The sequence below is a fragment of the Streptomyces sp. NPDC093225 genome (assembly GCF_044753805.1).
Classification (GTDB): Bacteria; Actinomycetota; Actinomycetes; order Streptomycetales; family Streptomycetaceae; genus Streptomyces.
Genome location: NZ_JBIVNX010000008.1, coordinates 31,743 through 57,327, shown reverse-complemented (window position 1 = coordinate 57,327; position 25,585 = coordinate 31,743). Strand labels below are relative to the sequence as shown.

Annotated in this window: 15 protein-coding genes; 14 read left to right on the top strand and 1 reads right to left on the bottom strand. The window is 76.2% G+C overall.

Annotated features, from left to right (window positions below; genetic code table 11):
* Positions 1 to 10 precede the first annotated feature (10 nt).
* The 5 genes from ACIQCH_RS10070 to ACIQCH_RS10050 all read left to right on the top strand — a co-directional run bounded on the left by ACIQCH_RS10070 (position 11) and on the right by ACIQCH_RS10050 (position 10,389).
* The gene (locus ACIQCH_RS10070) at positions 11 to 1,063 is read left to right on the top strand and encodes a TauD/TfdA family dioxygenase (protein ID WP_402579916.1); all 1,053 of its coding nucleotides are present in this window, start codon (positions 11 to 13) and stop codon (positions 1,061 to 1,063) included.
* Between the two features lie 8 nt (positions 1,064 to 1,071).
* Complete coding sequence (locus ACIQCH_RS10065; protein ID WP_402580183.1) at positions 1,072 to 2,964, top strand: amino acid adenylation domain-containing protein; 1,893 nt, start codon at positions 1,072 to 1,074, stop codon at positions 2,962 to 2,964.
* Positions 2,965 to 2,976: 12 nt separating this feature from the next.
* Positions 2,977 to 8,463, top strand: a complete 5,487-nt coding sequence (locus tag ACIQCH_RS10060; RefSeq protein ID WP_402579914.1) for a condensation domain-containing protein — start codon at positions 2,977 to 2,979, stop codon at positions 8,461 to 8,463.
* A 91-nt stretch (positions 8,464 to 8,554) separates the two neighbouring features.
* Positions 8,555 to 8,908, top strand: coding sequence for a VOC family protein (locus tag ACIQCH_RS10055; protein ID WP_402579912.1), 354 nt, complete (start codon positions 8,555 to 8,557; stop codon positions 8,906 to 8,908).
* A 167-nt stretch (positions 8,909 to 9,075) separates the two neighbouring features.
* Positions 9,076 to 10,389, top strand: a complete 1,314-nt coding sequence (locus ACIQCH_RS10050) for a ricin-type beta-trefoil lectin domain protein (RefSeq protein ID WP_402579910.1) — start codon at positions 9,076 to 9,078, stop codon at positions 10,387 to 10,389.
* On the opposite strand, the gene ACIQCH_RS10045 is transcribed toward ACIQCH_RS10050, so the two are convergent.
* On the bottom strand, positions 10,379 to 10,645 hold the full coding sequence (locus ACIQCH_RS10045; protein ID WP_402579908.1) for a hypothetical protein: 267 nt from the start codon (positions 10,643 to 10,645) through the stop codon (positions 10,379 to 10,381). The two genes, ACIQCH_RS10050 and ACIQCH_RS10045, sit on opposite strands and share 11 nt — an antisense overlap.
* Before the next feature lie 371 nt (positions 10,646 to 11,016).
* Here ACIQCH_RS10045 and ACIQCH_RS10040 point away from each other — a divergent pair, with 371 nt between their 5' ends.
* From ACIQCH_RS10040 to ACIQCH_RS10000, 9 genes are all read left to right on the top strand, one after another.
* Positions 11,017 to 18,216: an amino acid adenylation domain-containing protein gene (locus tag ACIQCH_RS10040; protein ID WP_402579906.1), complete on the top strand. Its 7,200-nt coding sequence runs from the start codon at positions 11,017 to 11,019 to the stop codon at positions 18,214 to 18,216.
* Complete coding sequence (locus ACIQCH_RS10035; protein WP_402579904.1) at positions 18,213 to 18,419, top strand: MbtH family protein; 207 nt, start codon at positions 18,213 to 18,215, stop codon at positions 18,417 to 18,419. The genes ACIQCH_RS10040 and ACIQCH_RS10035 overlap by 4 nt, the downstream gene beginning before the upstream one ends.
* A gap of 176 nt (positions 18,420 to 18,595) precedes the next feature.
* Positions 18,596 to 19,087 (top strand): cobalamin B12-binding domain-containing protein, encoded by a 492-nt coding sequence (locus ACIQCH_RS10030; protein WP_402579902.1) that lies wholly within the window; start codon positions 18,596 to 18,598, stop codon positions 19,085 to 19,087.
* On the top strand, positions 19,084 to 20,550 hold the full coding sequence (locus ACIQCH_RS10025; protein ID WP_402579900.1) for a methylaspartate mutase: 1,467 nt from the start codon (positions 19,084 to 19,086) through the stop codon (positions 20,548 to 20,550). Before ACIQCH_RS10030 ends, ACIQCH_RS10025 begins: the two co-directional genes overlap by 4 nt.
* A 59-nt stretch (positions 20,551 to 20,609) precedes the next feature.
* Positions 20,610 to 21,608 (top strand): asparagine synthetase A, encoded by a 999-nt coding sequence (locus ACIQCH_RS10020; protein WP_402579898.1) that lies wholly within the window; start codon positions 20,610 to 20,612, stop codon positions 21,606 to 21,608.
* Positions 21,605 to 22,918 (top strand): glutamate synthase-related protein, encoded by a 1,314-nt coding sequence (locus ACIQCH_RS10015; RefSeq protein ID WP_402579897.1) that lies wholly within the window; start codon positions 21,605 to 21,607, stop codon positions 22,916 to 22,918. Before ACIQCH_RS10020 ends, ACIQCH_RS10015 begins: the two co-directional genes overlap by 4 nt.
* Positions 22,915 to 23,199, top strand: coding sequence for a hypothetical protein (locus ACIQCH_RS10010; RefSeq protein WP_402579895.1), 285 nt, complete (start codon positions 22,915 to 22,917; stop codon positions 23,197 to 23,199). The genes ACIQCH_RS10015 and ACIQCH_RS10010 overlap by 4 nt, the downstream gene beginning before the upstream one ends.
* Positions 23,200 to 23,272: 73 nt before the next feature.
* On the top strand, positions 23,273 to 24,523 hold the full coding sequence (locus ACIQCH_RS10005) for an MFS transporter (protein WP_402579893.1): 1,251 nt from the start codon (positions 23,273 to 23,275) through the stop codon (positions 24,521 to 24,523).
* 9 nt (positions 24,524 to 24,532) lie between these two features.
* A complete protein-coding gene (locus ACIQCH_RS10000) occupies positions 24,533 to 25,444 on the top strand; it encodes a 4'-phosphopantetheinyl transferase family protein (RefSeq protein WP_402579891.1) in 912 nt (303 codons plus the stop codon).
* Positions 25,445 to 25,585 lie beyond the last annotated feature (141 nt).

The window sequence follows — 25,585 nt, the reverse complement described above, 5'->3', positions numbered from 1 at the left end:
CGAGGAACCCATGACCACCTACGCAGAAGCCCCCGCCCCGGCCGTCCTCGCCGACGCCCCCATCGCCGCGGTCCACGAGGCCGGCAAGCCCGCCGTCGTGCACACCCCGGCCGGCCACACCCTCGACGAGGCGGTCGCCTGGCTGACCGCCCACCGCGAGGAGATCCGGGCCGAGCTGCACCGCTCGGGCGCCGTCCTGCTGCGCGGCCTGCCCGTGACGGACGCCGCGACCTTCGCCGCCGCCCGGGACGCCCTCGTCGTCCAGCGGGCCGGTTACAAGGAGAAGGCCACCCCGCGCACCGACTTCGGCGAGGGCGTCTTCTCCTCCACCGACCTGCCGGCGGTCCAGCCGATCCGGCTGCACAACGAGAACAGCTACACCCTCGACTTCCCCGGCGTGCTGCTCTTCGGCTGCGTGACCGCCCCCGAGGAGGGCGGTGCCACCACCGTCGGCGACATGCGCGAGGCGCTGCGCCAGCTCCCGCCGGAGCTCGTCGCCCGCTTCGAGGAGGCCGGCTGGCTGCTGGTGCGCAACTACTCGGAGCTGGCCGGGCTGCCCTGGTACAAGACCTTCGCCACCGAGGACAGGGCCGTCGCCGAGGCGTACTGCGCGGAGAACACGGTCGGCTTCGAGTGGCTCGACGACGACTCGATGGTCACCCGCCAGCGCCGCTCGGCGATCATCACGCACCCGGTGACCGGCGAGCGCTGCTGGTTCAACCACTTCGCGTTCTGGAACAGCCGCACCCTCGATCCGGACGTCCGCGAGGTGCTCGTGGACACGTACGGGGAGGACGGCCTGCCGTTCAACACCTACGTCGGCGACGGCAGCCGCCTCACCGACGAGGAGGTCGACGCGATCAACGCCGTCTACGACCGGGTGACCGTCCGCGAGTCCTGGCAGGTGGGCGACCTCATGCTGGTCGACAACCTGCTGTGCGCGCACGGCCGCGAGGCCTTCAAGGGCGACCGGAAGATCCTCGTCGCCATGGGCGAGCCGGTCGCGCTGGCCGACTGCGCCCCCACCGCCCAGCCGTCCACCACCGCCTACTCCGGGAAGTGACCACCACCATGACCGCCGTCCTTCCCGAGCGCCCCCGCACCACGGCCGCTGCCACCGCCCCCTCCGCCCCCTCCGCCACCGCCACGTCCACCACGTCCGCCGCCGTCCCGGTGGCCGACCTGCTCGACCGCCTCGCGCAGGTCCCGGCCGGCCGTACCGCCGTGGTCGCCGCCGACCGCGAGCTGACGTTCGCCGAGCTGCGCGCCGAGGCCATGCGCGTCGCGGGCCGGCTGGCCGCGCGGGGCATCGGCCCCGAGAGCGTGGTCGCGCTGTGCCTGCCGCGCGGCTCGGCCCTGGTCGCCGCACTGATCGGCACCCTGACCGCGGGCGCCGCGTACCTGCCCGTGGACCCGAAGCTGCCCGCCGAGCGGCGCCGCTACCTGGTCGAGGACTCCGGAGCCGACCTCGTCGTCACCGCCGACGCCGACGCCGGGACCCTGCTCGGGGGCGTCCCGCACCTCACGGTCGGCGAGCTCGGCGCCGACGACGTCTCCGCGGCGGCGGCCTACCGGCCCGTGCCCGTCGCGGCCGAGGGCCTGGCGTACGTCATCTACACCTCCGGTTCCACCGGCCGCCCCAAGGGCGTCGAGATCGGCCGGGCCGCGGCCTCCGCGCTGCTCGCCGAGCTGGAGTCCGAGGGCATCGCCGCCCCCGGCGCCGGCCGGGTCGGCTGGAACGCCTCGCCGTCCTTCGACGCCTCCGTGCAGCAGTGGGTACGGCTGTGCCGCGGCGACACCCTGGTGATGGTCGACGACGAGACCCGCGCCGACCCGGCGCTGCTGGCCCGCTTCGTCGACGAGCAGGCGCTCACCGACCTGGACATCACCCCCTCGCACGCCGAGGCCCTGCTGGAGCTGCTCACCGCCGACGGCGGCCCGCGCCCGCTGACCCTGCTCATCGGCGGCGAGGCCATCGGGCCCGCCCTGTGGAAGCGGATCGGCGAGCAGGCGGCCGCCGGGGTACTGCGCGCGGTGAACCTGTACGGGCCCACCGAGTGCACCGTCGACTCCACCGCCGGTTGGATCCACGCCTCGGACGAGCCGCACATCGGCTCCGTGCTCCCGGGCCTGCGCATGCACGTACTGGACGAGAAGCTCGCCCCGGTCGAGCCGGGCGGCAGCGGGGAGCTGTACCTGGCCGGCCCCCGCGTGGGCCGCGGCTACCGCCGCCGCCCCGGTCTGACCGCCGAGCGCTACGTCGCCGACCCGGCGGGCGACGGCGGCCGCATGTACCGCACCGGCGACCTGGTGCGGCTGCTCCCCGACGGCCGGCTCGGCTACCTGGGCCGTGCCGACGGCCAGGTCAAGCTGCGCGGATACCGCATCGAACTCCCCGAGATCGAGGCCGCGTTGACGGCCGTGCCGGGGGTCGCCGAGGCCGTGGTGGTGCTGCGCGACGAGGTCAACGGCGCGCCCGGCCTGGTGGCCTACCACCGCCCGCAGGACCCCGCCGTCGGCCCGGTCGCCGAGGCCGAGCTGCGGACGCGGCTGTTGTCCGCGCTGCCGGCGTACATGGTCCCGTCCGCCTTCGTCGCGATGGACCGCTTCCCCACCACCACCCAGGGCAAGCTGGACCGGGCCGCGCTGCCCGCACCCGCCGCCGCGGCCGCGCCGGCCGCCGAGCAGGCCGCCGAGCAGGCCGCCGGCCAGGGCCTGACCCGCTCGCAGGCGCTGATCGCCGGGGTCTGGGCGAACGTGCTGGGCGCCTCGGAGGTCGGCCCCGACGACAACTTCTTCAAGCTGGGCGGGCACTCCCTCCTCGCGATCAAGCTGGTGTCGCGGGTGCGCGCCGAGCTCGGCGTCGCCCTCCCGGTCAAGGCCGTCTACGCCAACCCCCGGCTGCGGGACCTCGCCGCCCACATCGACACGCTCGTCGCCGCCGCGCCGGGCCAGGACGCGTAAGGACAATTGACCGTGATCCCGCTGTCGTTCGCCCAGCGCAGGCTGTGGTTCCTGGGCCGCCTGCACGGCCCCTCCGCCGCCTACAACGCCCCCGTCGTCCTGCACCTGGACGGCACCCCGGACACCGCCGCCCTCCGGGCCGCCCTGGCCGACGTGGTGGAGCGTCACGAGGTGCTGCGCACGGTCCTGGCGGCCGGCGCCGACGGGGAGCCGCACCAGCAGGTGCTCGGCGCCGCCGCCGTCGAACCGCTCACCACCCGGGACGTCGCGTCCGGCGAACGCGACGCCGCCGTCGCCGCGTTCGTCCGGCAGGCGATCGACATCACCGCCCGCCCGCCCCTGCTCGCCCGGCTGTTCCGGTCCGGTGACGGGACCTCGGTCCTGGTCCTGCTCGTCCACCACGTGGCCACCGACGGCTGGTCCGTACGACCCCTGCTGCGCGACCTGGCGACGGCGTACGGGGCCCGGCTGGCCGGCCGGGCGCCCGGCTGGGAGCCGCTGCCCGTCCAGTACACCGACTACACGCTGTGGCAGCACGAGCTGCTGGGCGACCCGGCCGACCCGGAGAGCCTGGCCGCCGAGCAGCTCGCCCACTGGCGCGCGGCGCTCGACGGCGCCCCGGCCGTGCTGGCGCTGCCCGCGGACCGGCCCCGCCCGACGGAGCCGTCCGGGCGCGGCGCCACCGTCACCGGCCGGCTCGACGCGGCGGCCCACGGCGGACTGCTGGCACTGGCCCGGAGCCGCCGGGCCAGCCTCACGATGGCGGCCCGGGCCGCGCTGGCGGCCACCCTGGCCGCGGCCGGGGCGGGCGAGGACGTGGTGATCGGCGCGCCCGTCGCGGGCCGCCCCGAGGAGGACCTGTACGAACTGGTCGGGTTCTTCGTCAACTCGCTGGCGCTGCGCACCGACCTGGCCGGGGACCCGGCCGTGGGCGAGCTGCTGGACCGGGTCCGGGACGCGGACCTGGCCGCGTACGAGCACCAGGAGCTGCCGTTCGACGTGCTGGTGGAGCAGCTGGCGCCGGAACGCGCCCTGGGCCACCACCCGTTCTTCCAGGTGATGCTGACGGTCGCGGCGGACGCCGCGGCCTGCGGCCCGGTCCGGCTCGCCGGCGGGATCACCGGCCGGACGGCCGACACCGGCCTGGACGCCGCCAAGTTCGACCTGACCTGGTACTGCGCCGAGCGGCACACGGCCGACGGCCGCCCGGACGGTGTCGACGTGGCCCTGACCTACGCCGAGGACCTCTTCGACGAGGACACCGCACAGCTGCTGCTGCGCTCCTACCTGCGGGCGCTCGCGGGCTTCGCCGCCGACCCGCTGCGCCGGATGGGGGAGCTGGACCTCCTGACGGCCGAGGAGCGCGACGGGCTGGAGCGGCGCCGCGAACGCACGGCCCGGGCGGCGGCCGCGGCCGCCCGCGACGGGGCGGCGCCCGCGGCGGTGCGGGCGGACGTGCTCACCCCGCGGGAGGAGATCCTGTGCGGGCTGTTCGCCGAGGCACTGGGCCGCGAGGAGCACGCCGCCGACGCCAACTTCTTCAAGTCCGGCGGGCATTCGCTGCTGGCCAGCAAGCTGGTCAACCGGATCCGCGGCGCGCTCGGCGTCGAGGTGGGCATCCGCGACCTGTTCCTCGCGCCGACCCCGGCCTCCCTGCACCGGCGACTGGCCGCCGCGGCCGGTGATCCGGCCTCGGCCCGGCCCGCGCTGGCCGCCGTACCGGCCGGCGAGCGGCCCGCCCTGGTCCCGCTGTCGGCGGCGCAGCGCGCGCTGTGGCTGCTCGGCCGGATCGAGGGCGGCACGACGGCGTACAACGCCCCGCTGGTCCTGCGCCTGGACGGGGTGCCCGACCGGCGCGCGCTGGCAGCCGCACTGGCCGACGCCCGCGAACGGCACGAGGTGCTGCGCACGGTGTACGGGGCCGAGGGCGGCGAGCCGTACCAGCGGGTGCTGCCGGGGGCGGCGGTCCCGGGTGCCCTGCCGGAGTGGCAGGACTGCACCGCGTCCGAACTCGAGGCGCGGGTCGCGGAGTTCGGGCGCGAGCAGCTGGACCTGGCGGTCGGCGGACCGCTGCGGGCGCGGGTGTTCGTGCCGGGCGACGGCACCGCCGTCCTGGTCCTGCTGGTGCACCACATCGCCACCGACGGCTGGTCGCTGACCCCGCTGCTGCGGGACCTGGGCGAGGCGTACGGGGCGCGGCTGGCGGGCCGGGCGCCGGGCTGGCGGGCGCTGCCGGTGCAGTACGCCGACTTCGCGCTGTGGCAGCGCGAACTGCTCGCCGGCCCGGCCCGGGAACGGCTGCTGGCCTTCTGGGAGCGGGCTCTGGACGGGCTGCCGGCGCGCACGGAGCTGCCGTACGACCGGCCGCGGCCGGCGGAGCCCGGCGGGCGCGGGGCCGCGGTGACCGCGACCCTGGAGGCGGAGGCGCACCGGGCGCTGGCGGCGCTGGCGCGGGAGCGGCGGGCCAGCCTCTTCATGGTGACCCGGGCGGCGCTGGCGGCCGCCCTGTCGGCGGCCGGCGCCGGCCGGGACCTGGCGGTGGGCACTCCGGTCGCGGGCCGGTCGGACCAGGACCTGCACGAGCTGGTGGGCTGTTTCGTCAACTCCCTCGTGCTGCGGGCCGACCTGGCCGGTGACCCGGCGGTGGGCGAGCTGGTGGAGCGGGTGCGCGACGCGGACCTGGCCGCCTTCGACCACCAGGACCTGCCCTTCGACGTGCTGGTGGAGAAGCTGGCGGAGCCGGACCGGGCGCTGGGCGAGCACCCCTTCTTCCAGGTCATGTTGACCGTGCAGGAAGCGGCCGAGGACACGGCCCGGCTCGGCGGGCTGACCGCCCGGGCCGGCAGCACCGACCTGGGGGCCGCCAAGTTCGACCTGTCGTTCCACTGCGGCGTGCGGCGCGCGGCCGACGGCTCGCCCGCCGGACTGGACCTGTACCTCCAGTACGCGACCGATCTGTTCGACGCCGGGACGGCCGAGCTGCTGCTGGCGGTCTTCACCCGGGCGCTGCGCGCCTTCGCGGCCGGGGCCGCGGAGCGGCTGTCGGAGCTGGCCCTGGTGTCGGAGGCGGAGGCGGGCGCACTGGCCGTGCGGCGCGAGCGGCTGGCCGCCGCCGTCCGCACGGCGGCGGAGCAGCCGGCCGCGGTGCCGGCGGGCACCCCGGCAGATCCTCGGGTGGAGATCCTCTCGGCGCTGTTCGCCGAGGCACTGGGCCGCGAGGAGCACGCCGCCGACGCCAACTTCTTCAAGTCCGGCGGGCATTCGCTGCTGGCCAGCAAGCTGGTCAACCGGGTCCGGGCGGTGCTGGGCGTCGAGGCCGGCATCCGCGACCTGTTCCTCGCACCGACCCCGGCCGCCCTGCACCGGCGGCTGGCCGCCGCGGCCGCTGCCGGTGCCGCTGCCGGTGACCCGACCGCGGCCCGGCCGGCCCCCGTGGCCGTACCCGCCGGGGAGCGGCCGGAGCGGCTGCCGCTGTCGTACGCGCAGCGCCGGCTGTGGTTCGTCGACCAGCTGGAGGGCCCCTCCGCCACGTACAACATCGCGCTGGTACGCGAGTTGGACCGGCCGCTGGACCCGATGGCGCTGGCCGACGCCCTCGCCGACGTCGCCGAGCGGCACGAGGTGCTGCGCACCGTGTACGGGGCCGAGGGCGGGGAGCCGTACCAGCAGGTGCTGGACGGAGCACGGCCGCAGCTCGAGCTGGGGCGGCCCGCGGACGTGACGGCGGCGGTGGACGCGGCCGCGGCGCACGCCTTCGACCTGGCGCGGGACATCCCGCTGCGGGCCTGGCTGTTCTTCCCCCAGGGGGAGGGCCGACAGACCCTGGTGCTGCTGCTGCACCACATCGCCGCCGACGGCTGGTCCACCGGTGCGCTGCTGGCCGACCTGTCCGCCGCGTACGAGGCCCGGGCGGGCGGCCGGGCACCGGAGCGGCCTGCGCTCCCCCTCCAGTACGCGGACTACACGCTGTGGCAGCGGCAGCTGCTGGCGGGCTCCGGGGCCGACCGCGAACTCCGCTTCTGGGACGCCGCGTTGGCGGGTCTGCCGCCGCTGATCGACCTGCCGACGGACCGGCCCCGGCCGGCGCTGCCCTCGGGGCGCGGGGCACTGACCGGATTCACGGTGCCGGCCGCCGCCCACCGGGCGTTGGCGCGGGCCGCCCGCTCGCGCGGGGCCACGCTCTTCATGGCCGTGCAGGCGGCGTTGGCCGCCGTACTGACGCGGCTGGGCGCGGGCACGGACCTGGCGCTCGGCACGAGCGTGGCGGGGCGCGGGGACGACGCGCTGTCCGGGCTGGTCGGGTTCTTCGTCAACACGCTGGTGCTGCGCACGGACACCGCCGGCGACCCGGACTTCGGGACGCTGCTGGAGCGGGTCCGGGACGCGGACCTGGCGGCGTACGACCACCAGGAGCTGCCCTTCGACCGGCTCGTCGAGCACCTCAACCCGCACCGGTCGTCGGCCCACGGTCCGCTGGTGCAGGTGATGCTGCAGGTCAACGCCCTGGCCGGGGCGGCCGGGCCGGTGACCGGGCCGCTGGCCGGCACCGAGCTGCCGTACGGGTCGGGGACCGCGAAGTCGGACCTCACCTTCGCCCTGACCGAGCGGTCGGACGGCACGCTGGCCGGTGTCCTGGAGTACGCCACGGACCTGTACGACGCGTCCGGCGCGCACCGGCTCGCGGAGCTGCTGGTCTCGGCCCTGGAGCTGTTCGCCGCCGACCCGGGCGCCCGGGTCGGCGACCTGCCGGCCCCGGCCGACCGGCGCGGGAACCGCCCGCTGCTGGGCGGCTACCGGATCGACGTCCCGCACGTCGAGTCCGTCCTCGCCGGCCACCCCTCGGTGGCCCGGGCGCGGGTCCGGGTCGAGGGCGGACGGATCGTCGCGGAGGTGACGGCGGTCGACGCGGCGCTCGACCTGGCGGAGGCGGAGCTCCAGGCGTGGGCGGCGGACCGACTGCCGGAGTACGCGGTGCCGGCCGCGGTCACCGCCTCGGGTGCGGGTGCGGGGGCGGGTCCCGGTCTGCAGGCGGGTGCGGCCGGGGGCTCGGGCACGACCGCGGGCTCGGCCCGGGGCTCGGATCCGGGTGCGGGCACCGGTCCGGGCGCGGGCGCCGCGGCCGGGGCCGGGGCCGGGGCCGGGGCCGAGGGCGAGGGCAGGGGGCGGGGGCCGGCGAACCCCCAGGACGCGCTCCTGGCCGGTGTGCTGCGGCTGTTCGCGGAGGTGCTCGACGGGCGGGACGTGGGCCCGGGCGACAACTTCTTCAAGGCCGGCGGGCACTCGTTGCTGGCGGTCCGGCTGGTGAACCGGGTCCGTACGGAGCTGGGGCGCGAGCTGACGCTGCGCGAGGTGTTCCGGCACCCGACGCCGGCGAAGCTGGCGGCCTTCCTCGCCGCCGCCGCGGCCGGGCCGGGGCCGTTCGTCGTCCCGCCGACGCCGCCGACCCCGCCGCCGCTGCGGCGCCGTACCCGGGGTGGGGCGCGGGTGCGGCAGCCGTAGCCACCCGTCCGGCGCCGGGTCCCCACCCGGCGCCGGACGGGTGGCCCCGTGCCTCGGACGCCGGTCGGGGCTGATCGTGCAGGATGGGCGCATGGAACGTGTACGGGGAATCGGTGGGTACTTCCTGCGGGCGGCCGACCCGGCGGGGCTGAGCGCGTGGTACCGCGACTGCCTGGGGCTGGACGCGGACGAACACGGCCTCTGGCGTCAGGACACGGGGCTGACGGTCTTCGCGACGTTCGACTCCGGGACCGACTACTTCGGGTCCCGGAGCCAGCGGACCATGCTCAACTTCCGGGTCCGCGACCTCGACGCGATGCTCGCGCAGCTGCGCGCCGCGGGAGCCGACGTGGCCGAGGAGACGCAGGACATGGACGGCGTCGGCCGGTTCGGCTGGGTCACGGATCCGGAGGGCAACCGGATCGAGCTCTGGCAGCCCGCCTGACCGCCCCGGTCCGTGGTTCCCCGGGCCCGCGCGCGGGTACCCCGCGCCGTCGGTCCTGTGGGCGGGCCCGGGAGCGGGAACCTCGACAGACTTGACCGGAACACGTCATTCAGGGTTCACTCCCCCTCGGACGTAGGTCTGGACCAATATGCGAATCGAGGCCCCCCATGCCCACACCCTCGAGCCCCCGCGGCTTACGGACGCTTTCGCTCGCCACCGCCGCACTGACCCTCGCCCTCGGCTGGGGTCCCGCCTCCTCGGCCGCCCCCCGCCCCGCGCCGCAGCCCGCCGCCCGACCCGCTTCGGCCACCGCCACCGCCACCGCGGCCGCCGCGGCCATCGCGTTCGAGGACGACTTCGACGGGCCGGCCGGGTCCGCCGTGGACTCCGCCAAGTGGCAGACCGAGACCGGCGACAACGTCAACAACCACGAGCGCCAGTGGTACACGGCCGGCAACGCCAACGCCGCCCTCGACGGCCGCGGCAACCTCGTGATCACCGCCCGCCGCGAGAACCCGGGCAACCACCAGTGCTGGTACGGCCGCTGCGAGTACACCTCGGCCCGCCTGAACACCTCCGGCCGGTTCACCCGCCAGTACGGGCACGTCGAGGCCCGCATGAAGGTGCCGCGCGGGCAGGGCATGTGGCCGGCGTTCTGGATGCTCGGCCAGGACATCGGCCAGGTCGGATGGCCGAACAGCGGCGAGATCGACGTCATGGAGAACGTCGGGTACGAGCCCTCCACCGTCCACGGCACCCTGCACGGCCCCGGCTACTCGGGTGCCGGCGGCATCGGCGCCGCCTACGGCCTGCCCGGCGGACGGGCGTTCGCCGACGACTTCCACACCTTCGCCGTGGACTGGTCCCCCGGCTCGATCAGCTGGTCGGTCGACGGCCAGGTCTACCAGCGGCGGACGCCCGCCGACCTCGGCGGCCGCCAGTGGGTGTACGACAAGCCCTTCTTCCTGATCCTCAACCTGGCCGTCGGCGGCGACTGGCCGGGCAACCCGGACGGCTCGACGCCGTTCCCCAACCAGCTGGTCGTCGACTACGTACGCGTCACCACCTCCGACGGCGGCGGCGGCGGGGGCGGGCGCACGGGAGCGTTCGTCGGCCTGGCCGGCAAGTGCCTCGACGTGGCCGGGGCGCAGACCGCGAACGGCACCCAGGTCCAGCTCTACGGCTGCAACGGCACCGCCGCCCAGCGCTGGGCCCTGCCGGGCGACGGCACGGTACGGGCCCTCGGCAAGTGCCTGGACGTCGACGCGGCCGCCGCGGCGCCCGGCGCCAAGGTCCAGCTGTGGGACTGCAACGGCACCGGTGCGCAGCGTTTCGACTACAACGCCACCACCCGCGACCTCGTGAACGTACCGGCGGACAAGTGCGTGGACGTGCGCGACCAGAACCCGGCGGACGCGACCCCGGTCCAGACCTGGTGGTGCAGCGGCAACCCGAACCAGAAGTGGACCCTCACGGGCTGAGCGAGGCAGACGGCCCCGGCGGCCGCTCCGAGGCGGCCACGGCGCGCACCCCCGCGCCGTGGCCGCTTCGCGCGAACGCCGGGGCCGTCCCTATGCGCGCGACCAGCCCGGGGCGAAAGTCGCACTGGAGGTCCGTCCAGCGGGGGAAGCGGGCGGAGCCCAGGACGAGGTAGCGCGGAATACCGGCGTACGACCTCTGCACGTAGCTCTCGACCACGTGGCCGTAGCCGATCTCCTGGGGGTGCCGGGCCGGCATCGGTCACCTCTCCGGGTCCGGGTCGGGTCGGGTCGGGTCGGACGGTCCGTGGCGACCCGTGGAGGGCGGCGAGGACGGCGTCGCAGGCGGGGCCGCGCCGCGCTCCCGCAGACACGCTTTCACGCCGCGCCGTCGCGGCGTCCACGCGGGCCCGCCCCGCCGGCGGTGCCGGAGGGGAGCCCGGTGCCGGCGCGACGGCCGTGGGCAGGGCGTGGTGCGGCGGCGGCAGCGGCAGTTCGGAGCGGCAGCGTCGCGGGGGCGAGCTGCCCGCCGGCTGCCCCGGGGACTGCCCGCGGTGCGGTCGCCGCGTACCTAGCGTGAGGGCACGACACCGCGCCCCACCCCCCGACCCCTCGCCTGGAGGCCCCGCGATGCCCTCGACCGCCCCCACCGCCTCCGCCGTCCTGGACGGCGGCCCGGCGCCCGGCCCGGCGCCCCGCGTCCTGGACCGGATCGCCGGGCAGGACGCCGAGCGGATCGCCCTCGTGCACGGCGAGCGCCGGATGACCTACGGGCAGCTGGCCCTCGCGGTCGCGTTCCGCGCCGACGAGCTGGCCGAGGAGGGCGCCGGGCCGGGCCGGCTGGTGGCCGTCAACCGACCGCGCGGGATCGACGCGGTCGTGGGCCTGCTGGCGGCGCTGCGGACGGGGGCGGCCTACCTGCCGCTCGACCCGACCGCGCCGGCCGCCCGGACCGCGGCCGTCCTGGCGGACTGCACGGGCACCGACCACCCGGCCGCCCCGGGCGAGCAGGTGCTGCCGGGGCCGGGCGTGGACCCGGAGGCCGCGTACGTCATCTACACGTCCGGCTCCACCGGCACCCCCAACGGCGTCGTCGTCGGCCAGGACGCCCTGGCCCACTTCACCGCCGGCGCCACCGCCGTCTACGGCATCACCGCCGAGGACCGGGTGCTGCAGTTCGCGCCGCTGCACTTCGACGCGAGCGTCGAGGAGGTGTTCCTGACCCTGGGCGCGGGCGCCACGCTCGTCCTGCGCGACGACGAGATGCTCGACGTGCCCGGCCTGCTGGCCGGCTGCACCGCGCACGGCATCACCGTGCTGGACCTGCCCACCGCGTACTGGCACGAGCTGGCCCACGCCGTGTCCTGCGGGCTCGCCGAACTGCCGCCCACCCTGCGGACCGTGGTCATCGGCGGCGAGGCGGCGCTCCCCGAGCGGGTGTCCCGCTGGTCCGCGGCCGTCGACCCGGAGCGGGTGCGGCTGCTCAACACGTACGGTCCCACCGAGGCGACCGTGGTCGCCACCGTCGCCGACCTGTCCCGGTACGCCGGCGGCCCGGTGCCCATCGGCACCCCGCTGCCGGGCGTCCGGGCCGCGGTGGTGGACGGCGAGCTGTGGCTGCTGGGCGGCGGGCTCGCCCTCGGCTACCTGGGGCGCCCGGAACTGACGGACCGCCGGTTCGCCCGGCTCGGCCCGGAGCGCGCGTACCGCACCGGTGACCTGGTGCGGGTGCGCGAGGACGGGCAACTCGGCTTCGAGGGCCGCGCCGACGACGAGGTGAAGATCAACGGCCATCGGGTGGACCCGGCGTCCGTCGAGTCGGTGCTCTCCGGGCACCCGGGGGTGCGCGAGGCCGCCGTGGTGGCCGCCGACGCCCCGGGCGGCGGCAAGCGGCTGGTCGCCTACGTGGTCGCCGAACCGGGCGTGGGGGCCGCCGACCTGCGCGAGCACGTCCGGCGGCAGCTGCCGGCCGCCGCGGTGCCCGGGCTGTTCGAGCCGGTGGACGCGCTGCCGCTGACCTCCTCGGGGAAGATCGACCGGAAGGCCCTGCGGGCCCGGGCCGCCGCCCCGGACGGCCCGCGGACGGCGGCGCCCGCCGTGGTGTCCGTACCCGATGCGGCCTTCGACGTGTTCGACGGCGAACCGCTGCCCGCGGAGGACCGGGTGCCGCTGTCGTACGCGCAGCGCCGGCTGTGGTTCCTGGCCGGGCTGGAGGGCCCGGCCACGACGTACCACCTGCCGGTGGTGCTGCGGCTGGACGAGGTGCCCGACGCCGACGCGCTGGCCGCGGCCCTCGGCGACGTGCTGGAGCGGCACGAGGTGCTGCGCACCGTCTACCCGGCCGTGGCCGGGGAGCCCTACCAGCACGTGCTCGACGCGCCGCCGGTCCCGCTCGACGTGCGCACCTGCGCCGCGGACGAACTCGACGCGGAGACGGCGCGGTTCACCTCCGCCACCTTCGACCTGGCGCGCCAGCTCCCCGTGCGCGCGGCACTGTTCCTGACCGACGGGGCCGAGCCGACCGCCACGCTGGCGCTGCTCACCCACCACATCGCCACCGACGGCTGGTCGGTCGGGCCGCTGCTGCACGACCTGGGCACCGCCTACGCGGCCCGGCGCGCGGGCGGGGCGCCCGACTGGGAGCCGCTGCCGGTGCAGTACGCGGACTACACCCTGTGGCAGCAGGACCTCCTCGCCGACCCGGCGGCGCCGCTGGCGCACTGGCGGGCCGCGCTCGAGGGCATGCCGACCGTGCTGGACCTGCCCGCCGACCGGCCCCGGCCGGCCGAGCCCACCGGCGCCGGCGCCACGCTGACCGCCCGGCTGGGCGCGGACGCGCTGCACCGGCTCACCGACCTGGGCGCGGACCGCGGGGCGAGCCTGCTCATGGTCCTCCAGCCCGCCCTCGCCCTGGCCCTGGCGGCCGTCGGCGCCGGCTCGGACGTCGCCGTCGGCACCCCGGTCGCGGGCCGCGGCGACGAGGCCCTGGACGGCCTGGTCGGCTTCTTCGTCAACACGCTGGTGCTGCGCACCGACGTTTCGGGGCCGGCCTCGTACGCGGAGCTGGTCGAGCGGACCCGGGACGCGGACCTGGCCGCGTACGCCCACCAGGACCTGCCCTTCGACCTGCTGGTGGAACACCTGGCGCCGGAGCGCGGCCTGGCCGTGAACCCCTTCTTCCAGGTGATGCTCACGGCCGAGCAGGAGGACGGCTCGGGCACCGGCTGCGCCGGCCCGCTGGCCGGCACCTTCGCCGAACCCGGCCTGGAGGCGGCGAAGTTCGACCTGAGCGCCTCGTGCGTGGCGCTGCCCGGGGACGGCGGGCTGGAGGTGTGGTGGCAGTACGCCGCCGACCTGTTCGAGCCGGACACCGCCCGGCTGCTGCTCGACCTCTTCGTCCGCGCCCTCGAGCGCGCCGCGGCGGATCCGTACGCCCCCGCGGCCGGGGCGGAGCTCCTGACCCCGGCGGAGGCCGAGCGGATCGCGACGCTGCGCGAGGGGCGCGCACGGGCCGAGCGCGCCGAGCGGGCCCGGCAGGCGCAGGCGGCCGCCGGGCAGGGGGCGGGCGGCGCCGGGCAGCGGGCCGCCGAGGAGCTGCTGTGCGGCCTGTTCGCCGAGGTCATCGGCCTCGACGCGGTGGGGCCGGACGACAACTTCTTCTCGGTGGGCGGGCATTCGATGTCCGGCGTGCGCCTGGTGAACCGGATCAGGGCCGCGCTCGGTGTGGAGGCCCGCATCCGGGACCTGTTCCTCGCGCCCACCCCGGCCGAACTGGCGGCCCGCCTGGTGCGGGAGGCCGCGCCGTCCGGACGGCCCGGGCCGGTGCCGGTGCCGGCGGAGCGGCGGCCGGAGCGGGTGCCGCTGTCGTACGCGCAGCGCCGCCTGTGGTTCGTGGACCAGTTGGAGGGGCCGAGCCGCTCGTACACCATCCCCTTCGCGCTGCGGCTGGACCGGCCGCTCGACCCGGCGGCGCTCGCCGAGGCGCTGGCCGACGTGGCCGGGCGGCACGAGGTGCTGCGCACGGTGTACCCGGCGGTCGAGGGCGAGCCGTACCAGAAGGTGCTGTCGGGGGCCGAGGCCCGACCGGTGCTGGACCTGGTGTCCTGCCCGGCCGGCGGGTCGGCGGCGGCCGTGGACGCGGCCGCCGGGCACGTGTTCGACCTGGCGGTCGACCTGCCGCTGCGGGCCGCGCTGGTCACCGAGGAGGGCGCCGGGAGCACGGAGGACGCCGGGACCACCGGGACGACGGAGGGCGCAGGGGCCGCAGGGGGTGCGGGGCAGGTCCTGGTGCTGCTGGTGCACCACATCGCGGCCGACGGCTGGTCCACCGGCCCGTTGCTGACCGACCTGGCCACCGCCTACGAGGCGCGGCGGGGCGGCGCGGCGCCGGACTGGCGGCCGCTTCCGGTGCAGTACGCCGACTACACGCTGTGGGAGCGGGACGTGCTCGCCGGCGAGGCCGCCGAGGAGCACGTGGCGTTCTGGCGCGAGACGCTGGCGGGCGCCCCCGAGGTGCTGGAGCCCACCCCGGCGCGGACCCGTCCGGCGGACGCGTCCCGGCGCGGTGCGGCGGTGCCGGTGGTGCTGGACGCGGCCGTGCACGCCCGGCTGGAGCGGCTCGCCCTGGAGCACGGGGCCAGCCTGCTCATGGTGGTGCAGGCGGCGCTGGCAGCGGTGCTGACCCGGCACGGGGCGGGCACCGACCTGCCGCTGGGCACGGTGGTAGCGGGCCGCGACGACGAGGTGCTGGACGACCTGGTCGGGTTCTTCGTCAACACCCTGGTGCTGCGCTGCGACACCTCCGGCGACCCCGGCTTCGGGGAGCTGCTGGACCGGGTGCGGGAGACCGACCTGGCCGCCTTCGCCCATCAGGAGCTGCCCTTCGACCTGGTGGTGGAGCGGCTCAATCCGGCCCGCTCCACCGCCCGGCACCCGCTGGTGCAGACGATCGTGCAGGTGCAGCCGGCCGAACCGGAGGCGCCGGCGGGCGCGGTGCTGGCCGGCACTGCGCTGGGCACCGAGTCCGGGTTCACCAAGTTCGACCTGACCGTGTCGCTGCGCGAGACGCGGGCCGCTGACGGGGCCGCCGGCGGGCTGGGCGGCGTACTGGAGTACGCGACCGACCTGTACGACGCGGGGACCGCGGCCATGCTGGCGGCCCACCTCGAACGGACGCTCGCCGCCGTGGCCGAGGACCCGGCGCTGCGCATCGGTGACATCGAACTCCTGTCGCCGCAGGAGGAGTTCCGGCTGGTGACCGAGTACAACGACACGGCCGTGCCGCGCGTCGAGTGCGGGCTGGTGCACGAGCGGTTCGCCGCCCGGGCCCGGCGCACCCCCGACCGGGTGGCGCTGTCCTTCGGGGACGAGCGGGTGACGTACGCGGAGCTGGAGGCCCGGGCGAACGCCCTGGCCCACACCCTGATCGACGCCGGGGTGGGCCGGGACGGGGCCGTCGGGGTGCTGATGGACCGGACGCCGCTGCTGCTGGTGGCCGCCTTGGCCGTGCTCAAGTGCGGGGCGGCGTACGTGCCGATGGACCCGCGGCTGCCGGAGGCCCGGGTGCGCATGATCCGGGAGGACACGGGCGCGGCGGTGCTGCTGACGCAGGAGGTCCACCTGGCCTCGCCGTCGGTGGCGCAGGAGGCCGCGGACGGGGTGCGGGTGCTGGCGGTGGACGCGCCGGGCACGGTGGACTGGGCGCGGACGGGCGATCCGGGCGTGCCGGTCGGCGAGGACGCGCTGATGTACGTGATGTTCACCTCGGGGTCCACCGGCCGGCCCAAGGGCGTGGGGGTGACCCACCGCAACGTGGTGGAGCTGGTCACCGACCGCTGCTGGAACCTGGAGCACCACCGGCGGATGCTGGTGCACTCGGCGATCGGCTTCGACGCCTCCACGTACGAGCTGTGGGTGCCGCTGCTGGGCGGCGGGCAGCTGGTGATCTGTCCCGGTGACGGCACCGACCTGGCCGAGATCGACCACACCGTGCGGACGTACGGCGTGACGGCGGCGTACTTCACGATGGGGCTGTTCCACATCATGGCCGACGAGGGGCTGGACACCCTCAAGCTCCTGGACGAGGTGTGGACCGGTGGCGACGTGGCCTCGCCCAGCGCCCTGCAGCGGGTGTTGACGCACTGCCCGGACACCGTGCTCGTGCACAGCTACGGCCCGACGGAGACGACGTTCGCCTCGCACCAGCAGCGTTTCACCGTCTCCGAACGCACCGTGCAGGGCGTCCACCTCGGCGCGGCGCTCGACAACACCCGGATCTACGTGCTGGACGAGCGGCTGCGGCCGGTGCCCAGGGGCGTGGCGGGCGAGATGTACATCGCCGGCACGCAGGTGGCGCGCGGCTACATCGGCCGGCCGGGGCTGACGGCGGAGCGGTTCGTGGCCGACCCGTTCGGCGCGGACGGCGGCCGCATGTACCGCACCGGCGACCTGGTGTGCTGGACGCCGGAGGGCGAGCTCCGCTTCCTCGGCCGGGCCGACGGCCAGGTCAAGCTGCGCGGCTTCCGCATCGAGCCGGGCGAGATCGAGGCCACCCTGGCCCGCCACCCGGGCGTCGGGCAGGTCGCGGTCGTGGTCTTCGAGGACGGGCCCGGCGGCAAGCGGTTGGTGGCGTACGCCGTCCCGCGCGCCGGGTACGAGCTGACCGGTGAGGGCCTGCTGCGGTGGGCGGCGGACGAACTGCCCGAGCACATGGTGCCGTCGGCGGCGGTGCTGCTGGAGTCCATCCCGCTCACCGTCAACGGCAAGCCCGACCGCAAGGCGCTGCCGGCGCCGGCGGCGGCCGTGCGGACCGCCGGGCGGGCCCCGCGCACCCCGCGCGAGGAGCTGCTGTGCGGGCTGTTCGCCGAGGTGCTGGGGGTGGAGGGGGTGGGCATCGACGACAACTTCTTCACCCTGGGCGGGCATTCGCTGCTCGGCGTGCGGTTGATCAGCCGGATGCGGGCGGTCCTCGGCCTGGAGCTGGGCGTGCGCGACCTGTTCCGCACCCCGACCGTGGCCGGCCTGCTGGCGGACGAGCCGTCCGGCTTCGACCCGATGGGCGTGCTGCTCCCGCTGCAGGACAAGGGCACGCAGCGCCCGCTGTTCTGCATCCACCCCGGTACGGGCGTCGGCTGGACGTACGCCGGCCTCACCCCGCACCTGGGGCCCGACCAGCCGCTGTACGCGATCCAGGCGCGGGCGTTGAGCGAGCTCGGGCACTCCCCCGAGTCGGTGGAGGAGATGGTGGCGGACTACCTGCCGCTGATCCGCGAGGTCCAGCCGCACGGCCCGTACCGCTTCCTGGGCTGGTCCTTCGGCGGGACGGTGGCCCACGCGCTGGCGGTGCGGCTGGCCGAACTCGGCGAGCGCACGGACCTGTTGGCGATGATGGACGTGCACCTGCTGCCGACCGAGCCGGAGCGGCGGCGGATGACCCCCGCGCAGAAGCGGGACATGCTCGTCGGCGACGCCACGGACGAGCCGGCGGACGCGCCCTTCGACGTGGCGGCGCTCATCGACCTGGTCCGGCTCAAGGACCCGGTGCTCGGCGCCTTCTCGGACGACGAGATCCGCTCGGTGATCGGCGCCTCCATCAACCACGCCGAAATCATGAACCTGTATTCCGCGCGGCCCGTGCAGACGGACCTGCTTTTCCTCGCCGCGCTCGAGGACGGCGAAACGGAGAACACCCTCGCCCAGAACTGGATTCCGTACATCGACGGATCCGTCGAGAACCACATGATCGGGGTTCCCCATACCCGAATGGGAGAACCCGCACCGCTCGCCCTGATCGGCCGTATCCTTTCCGAGAAACTGAGGAGCCTGTCATGACCAACCCCTTCGACGACACCGAGGGCACCTTCCACGTGGTGGTCAACACCGAGGGGCAGCACGCCCTGTGGCCCACCTTCGCCGACGTTCCCGCAGGTTGGGACGCGGTCTGGGGCCCGGGCCCGCGGGCCGGCGCCCTGGAGCACGTGGAGCGGGAGTGGACCGACATCCGCCCGCTGAGCCTGGTCGGACAGTATTCCTGACCCCTGCCGAACAATTCCCACAAAGCACGCCGGCAGCGCCCCGCACCATGCGGGGCGCTGCCGTTTTCCCTTTTCCCCGCGCCCTTTCGGCGGCATCCTCGGACTGCCGCTCCCCTTTCCGCATACTGCCGCCGGAACTTCCCCTCGGGAAGCCCGGCGGTTCCTATATTTCTGGCATGCGACGACGGAATGTGAACATCCTGCTGACAGGCACGGCCTCGGATTCCCATACCTGGAACCTCGTCTACCTCCAGCTGTTCATGGAGGAGTTGGGGCACCGGGTCCGCAACCTGGGCCCGTGCGTCGGAGACGACCTGCTGACCGCCACGTGCGCGGCCGCGCGTCCCGACCTGGTCGTGATCAGCAGTGTCAACGGACACGGGTACCGGGACGGGCTGGGCGCGGTGCGCGCCCTGCGCGCGGCCGGCGTGCCCGCGCCCGTCGTGATCGGCGGCAAGCTCGGCGTCGCCGGGGAGGTGGACCCCGTGCAGCGCGGACGGCTCCTGGAGGCCGGCTGCGCGGCGGTGTTCGACGACGGTGACCTCGGGGGCCTGCAGGCCTTCCTGGAGTGCGGGTTCACCGCCGGGCCGGCCTACTCCGCCCACTCCGCCCACTCCGCCCGCACCGCCCACTCCGCCCGCTCCGGGGACCGGCGGGCCGTCGCGTGAACGCCTCCGCCACGCTCGCCGCACCCGGCGTGGCCCCGGCACCGGAGCGCCCCGCCGACCAGGTACCGGCCGACCGGGTACCGGCCGGGGCCGCGGCGCCGGCCGGCCCCGCCCCGTCCTTCGGCGCCTTCGTCGCCGCCGCGGCCGCCGCCGGCCGGCTCGTGGTCCAGCCCCGGATGGGGTTCAGCGACCCGCGCCGGATGCGGGAGGGGCTGGAGCGGACCCGGTCCGCCGTCGCCACCACGGTCGGCACCCTCACCATCGACAGCTACACCAGGGTGGGCGACCTGGCCGCCGCCCGGGCCGCGCTCGCCGAGGGCACCCCGCTCAACGGGTACCCGATCGCCAGCCACCCGGCCGGCCTGACCCGGGACCTGCTGGCCGGCGTGCTGGACCCCGGGTTCCCGGTCCAGGTCCGGCACGGCTCGTCCCGGCCCGAGCCCATCGTCCGCGCGCTGGCCGCGGCCGGGCTCGACGCCACCGAGGGCGGCCCCGTCTCGTACTGCCTGCCGTACGGCCGCACTCCGCTGGCGGAGTCCGTGGACAACTGGGCCCGCAGCTGCGAACTGCTGGCCGCCCTGGCGCCCGCCCCGCGGGTGCCGCACCTGGAGAGCTTCGGCGGCTGCATGCTCGGCCAGCTCTGCCCGCCGGGGCTGCTGGTGGCGCTCAGCCTGCTGGAGGGGATGTTCTTCGTCCGGCACGGCATCCGCAGCGTCTCCCTGAGCTACGCGCAGCAGACCGACCCCGCGCAGGACGCGGAGGCGGTCCGGGCGCTGCGCCGGCTGGCCGACGAGTTCCTGCCCGCGGACGTGGACCGGCACGTGGTGCTCTACACGTACATGGGCGTCTTCCCGCACACCCGGCGCGGTGCCACCCGGCTCCTGGAGGCCTCGGCGCGGCTCGCGGTGCGGGCCGGGGCGCAGCGGCTGATCGTCAAGACGGCGGCCGAGGCACACCGGATCCCCACGGTCGAGGAGAACGTCCGGGCGCTGGAGACCGCTGCCGCGGTCGCGGCCCTGACCGGGCACCGGGAGCCGGCCGTGGCGCCCGATCCGGCGGACAGCGAGGTCTACCGCGAGGCGCGGACGTTCGTGGAGGCCGTACTCGAGCTCTCCGACGACCTCGGGCGGGCGCTGCGCACCGCCTTCGCGCGGGGCGTGCTGGACGTCCCGTACTGCCTGCACCCGGACAACGCGGGCCGCAGCCGCAGCTTCCTCGACGCCGGCGGGCGGCTGCGCTGGTCGGACGTCGGGGCGATGCCCGTGGTGCCGTACGTGCGGCCGGGCGGGCGCACCCCGATGACCGCGGACGGCCTGCTGGGGGCCCTCCACGCGGTCGCCGGCCGGTACGACGGCCCGCCGACCGGACCGGCTCCCGGACCGGCTCCCGGACCACCGACCGGGCCCACGACCGGGCCCACGACCGGACCACCGATCGGCGCGACGAGCGGACCGCCCCCGTGAACGCCCCGCACCGCCCCCCGCACCTGCCACCCCTTTCACGACTAGGAATCGACATCGACATGGACCTCACCCCCGACGCGACCACCCCTCCCCCGCTCGGCGAGCACCTGGCCTCCCCGCGGCTGCGGTCGGCGATGCTGGTGCAGCAGGAGGCCCTGCACGCGGCCCGCGCGTTCCTGCGCGGCGAGGGCTTCGTGGAGCTGCTGCCGCCCCTGGTCGGGCCGGTGACGGACCCCGGCGGCCGCGGCGCCAAGGCGCTGGACGTGGACTACTACGGACAGCCGTACAAGCTCATGACCAGCGCGATCCTGTACAAGCAGGCGTCGCTGAAGGGCTTCCCGCGGCTGTTCTACATCGCCCCGAACGTCCGCGTGGAACCGCCGGAGACCGCCGGCACCGGCCGCCACCTGGTGGAGTTCCACCAGATCGACGTGGAGATGGCGGGCGGCACCCGCGAGGACGCCCAGGAGATCGCGGCCGGACTGCTCACCCATGTGGTGGAGCACGTGTGGACGGCCGTCCCCGAGGTGCTGCGCGCACTGGGCCGCGAGGAGCTGGACTTCGCCGAGCTGCGGTCCGGCGGCAAGTTCGACGCCTGCACCCACGAGGAGGCGGTGGCGCGGCTGGTCGCCGGCGGCCACCCGCAGAGCCCGGACGCCGAGATCGACTGGGCGGGCGAGCGGGTGCTGTCCCTGGAGGCCGACCGGCCCTTCTTCGTCAACGACTACCCCAAGGGCTCCCGCGGCTTCTACGACCGCGAGGACCCCGAACGGCCGGGCGTGCTGCGCAACTTCGACCTGCTCGCGCACGGCGGCTACGGGGAGCTGGTCAGCGGCAGCGAGCGCGAGTCCGACTACGCGTCGATCGTGACCCGGATGCGCGAGAGCGGCGAGAACCCGGCCAAGTACGCCTGGTACCTCCAGCTGGCGAGGGAGGGCATCTCCCCCAGCGCCGGCTTCGGCATGGGCCTGCAGCGCCTGGTCCGCTTCCTCACCGGCCTGGACGCCCTCTGGCAGGTCAGCGCCTACCCGAAGCTGCCGGGGGTGATCGCGCCGTGAGCGGGCTGCACGCGACCGGGTTCCCGGAGCAGGAGGTGCGGGCGCGGGCCCGTACCGGCACGGCGCGGGTGTTCCCGGCGGCGGGGACGTACGGCGACGGCGGCGGGCTGTTCGGGGCGGACCCGTCCGCCCCGGGCACCGGGGCCGGGTCCGGCGCCCCGGACGCGCTCGACCGGCTGCGGATCGTGCCGCCGGTGTTCATGCCCCGCCGACTGGAGAAGCTGATCGACCTGGGCCGGGAGCCCTCGTACGAGGACGTGGAGCTGGCCGGCCGGGTCGGCGGGTTCGACGCCCGGCTGCCGCTCTACCTGTCGGCGTTCGGCTCCACCCGGGTGGGCAGCGGCGACCTCGGGCTGGCCGCCTCCCGGCAGGCCGCCCGGCTGGGCATCCCCATGGTGATCGGCGAAAACATGGTGCCGGTGCACGGCTACCGGCGCGGCGGCGACGGGATGCGGTCGGCGCTGCTGGAGCGCATCGCGGTCTACGCGGAGACCGTACCCGAGGGCGTCGGCGGCGTGGTCGTCCAGCAGTCCACCGAGGACGCCGACTCCGAGGTCTGGAACCTCCTCTACAGCGACCCCGGCACCCGGGCGCTGCGCGACTCCGGCCGGCTGGGCTTCGAGCTGAAGGTGGGACAGGGCGCCAAGCCGGGACTGGGCGGCATGACCGTGGTGGGCGCCGCCGAAGCGGAGCGGCTGGCCGGGCAGTTCGCGGTACGCGACGTCCTGGGCGACCCGGAGCGGTGGCTGCGGTGCGCGACCCCCGGCACCTTCACCGAGGAGATCGTCCGCCAGCAGCTGCGGTTCATGCGGAACAACTTCCCGCTGGCCCGCACCTGGGTGAAGTTCCACCCGGGCCGGGACATCGCGGGAGCCGCCGCCACCGCCTGGGCGGCCGGCGCCGACGCGGTCACCGTCGACGGCGCCGAGGGCGGCACCGGTTGGGCGCCCCGCGTCTTCCTCGACCAGGTCGGCCTCCCGCTCGGCGAGTGCCTGCGGCGGATCGGCCGGCCCGCCGGCGACCTGTTGGCCACCGGCCGGATCTGGGAGGGCGGGCGCGCGGTGCGCGCCCTCGCGCTCGGCGCGAGCGCGGTCGGCCTGGGCCGCGCGGCCCTGCTCGCCGTCGACGAGGACCCCGAGGAGGGCCTGGTCCGGCTGGGCGGGGCGCTCGCACTGGAGGTGCGGCTGCTGGTCAGCGCCCTGGGGAAGTACCGGGCCGCCGATCTGGACGCGGCCGACCTCTGGGACCCGGCGGCGCCCGCCGCCCGACCCGTGGCGCCGGACGCCGTCCTCGCCGGGGAGCCGTCGTGAGGCGGGCGGTGCCGGGGGTGCGTCGGGTGCTGGTCCGGGCCCGGTTCCGGCTCGCCGGGCCCGCCGGACCGCCGGGGGTCACGGTCGACCCCGGTCCCGGTGCCGGGCCGGCCGGCGCGGCGGCCGCCGGGGCGCTCGCCGAAGCCGGGCTCGGGTACCTCGGCGGCCACCTGGACCTCCGTACGTACGGCCCGGCGCCCCGGGCCGCCGACGCGGCGCACGCCGCCCGCCGGGCGGTGCACCGCGCCCTCGCCGCCCGGCGCCCCCACCCGCTCCGCTGAGCGGCGCCCGCTCCTCCCCTCCCCTCCCCTCCCCTCCCCTCCCCGTCTCCCCTCGCACAGAACAGGTACGTCCATGGACACCACCGCACAGCCGACCGTCCCGTGGGGCCGGGTCGCCTCCCTGGTCGGCGGCCAGGCCGCCGTCCAGCTCGGCAGCTTCGCCCTGCTGATCGCCATGAACTGGACCGCCGTCCAACGCGGCGGCACCGGGGCCGTCACCGTGCTGATGCTCGCCGCCACCATCCCGCGGGCCCTCATGCTGATCTTCGGCGGCGCGTTCGCCGACACCCTCGGCCCGCGCTTCGTGCTGCTGCGCACCACCACCGCCCGGGTCCTGCTGCTGGCCGCGGGCGCGGTCGTCACGGCCACCGCGCACCAGCTGTGGCCCCTCGTGGTGATCGCCCTCGTCGAGGGCGTGCTGCTGGGTCTGGCCGGGCCCGCCTCGGGCGTCCTGCTCCCGATGTTCGCCCGTGGCGACCAGCTGGCCCGGGCGAACTCCATGTACGCGATGGTGCTCCGGGTGGCCCCGATCCTCGGCGCCCCGGCCGGTGCCTTCCTGATCACGGTCGGCGAGCTGTGGGTGGCGCTGGCCGCGGCCGCGGTCACCGGCGCGATCTGGCTCGGCTGCCTGCTGCACGTCACGCACGGCTTCGCCCGGCCCGAGCCGGAGCCCGGCGTCTCCCTGGTCAAGCGGTCCGGTGACGGCTTCCGGCTGCTGGCCCGACACCCCCGGCTGCGCTGGATGTTCGTCGCCTCCCTCTGCCTGGACATGGCCTTCAGCTGGCCCGCCGAGGTCGCCCTGCCGCTGCTGGTCGACGAGAAGGGCTGGGGCGTGAGCGCGGTGGGCGTGGTGCTGGCCGCGTTCAGCGTGGGCGCCCTGGGCTCCAGCGCCCTCGGCGCGGCCCTCGCGCACCGGATCCCCATGTACGTGCGGCTCGTCGTGACCGGGGTCGGACTGGCGGCGGGCATCCTGGTGATGGCCCTCATGCCGTCGGCGCTGTCGCTGACGGTCGTCGCGGCGGCGGTGGGCCTGCTGTCCGGGCTCAACGGGCCGGCCATCGTCACCCTGTACCAGCAGTCCGCGCCCGAGGAGCGGATGGGCGCCGCGATGTCGACGCTGTCGCTGGCCGGCATCGGCACCGCGCCGATCTCCATCGCGGTCTTCAGCTCGCTGTCCCTCGTGCTCGGGGTGCAGACCACCTGGCTGCTGTGCGGGGCGATCGCCTTCGTCTCGCCGCTGGCCGCCGTCCTGGCCCTGCGCCACCCGGCCCGGGCCGAGGAGTCCGTGCCGGTCACCGAACTGCCCGTGCCCGCGGCCGCCTGAGGGGGCTCGATGACCATCCTGACCGTTCCCCGGCTGCTGGTTCCCCGGCGGCTGACCGGTTCCGGGCCGGAGGGCGCGGCGCGAGCCGACGGCGCCCCCCGTACCGATCCCGCACGCGGAGCCGGTACGCGCGCCGACGCGGCCGCACCGGCGCCCGCGGAACCGGACCGGTGGACCGACGCACCGGCGCGAGCCGGTGGCTCCGCCCCGGCCTACGCCCCCGCCCGCCCCGGTGACTCCCCCGCGGCCCACGCGCCCGCCCGACCCGGTGGCGGCCGGTGGCCCGACCCAGGACCGGAGGTGTGGCTGGTGGACGCCACCGAGTACCGGACGCACGCCCACCGGTGCGCGCCCGGCACCCTGGACGCCCAGGAGCTGGCCCGGGCCGCCGAGTTCGTCCGGGCCGCGGACCGCGACTCGTACGTCTGCGCGCACGTGGCGCTGCGCCGGCTGCTCGGCGCGTACCTGGGCATCCCCCCGCGCGAGGTGACCGTCGAGCGGGCGCCGTGCGCGCACTGCGACGAGCCGCACGGGCGGCCGGTCCTGCCGGGCGGGGCGCTGCACTTCTCGCTCTCGCACTGCACCGGCCTGAGCCTGCTGGCCTTCGCGACCGCCCCGGTGGGGGTGGACGTGGAGGAGGTGGTGCCGGCGGCCACCATCGCGGAGACGGCCGACGTCCTCCACCCGCGGGAGGCGGCCGAGCTGGCCCTGCTCCCGGCGGCGGAGCGGCCGGTCGCCTTCACCCGGGTGTGGACCCGGAAGGAGGCGTACCTGAAGGGGCTGGGGGTGGGCCTGTCGACCGACCCCGCCGCCGACTACGTCGGCTCCGGCCCCGATCCCGCCCCGCTGCCGGGTTGGTCCCTGACGGACGTGGCGGTCCCTCCGGGCCACTGCGCCGCCGTCGCCCTCAGCACCCCCTGAACCGACCCCGCCCCGCCCCGTCACCTCTTCGGCGGCGCCCGACCGGCAACCACCCCGGCCCGGGCGCCGCCGCGGCGTTCCACCGGCACGCCGGGAGGTGCGCACGGCTGGATGTCCGGACCTCTGTCTGCGCGGGCTTCC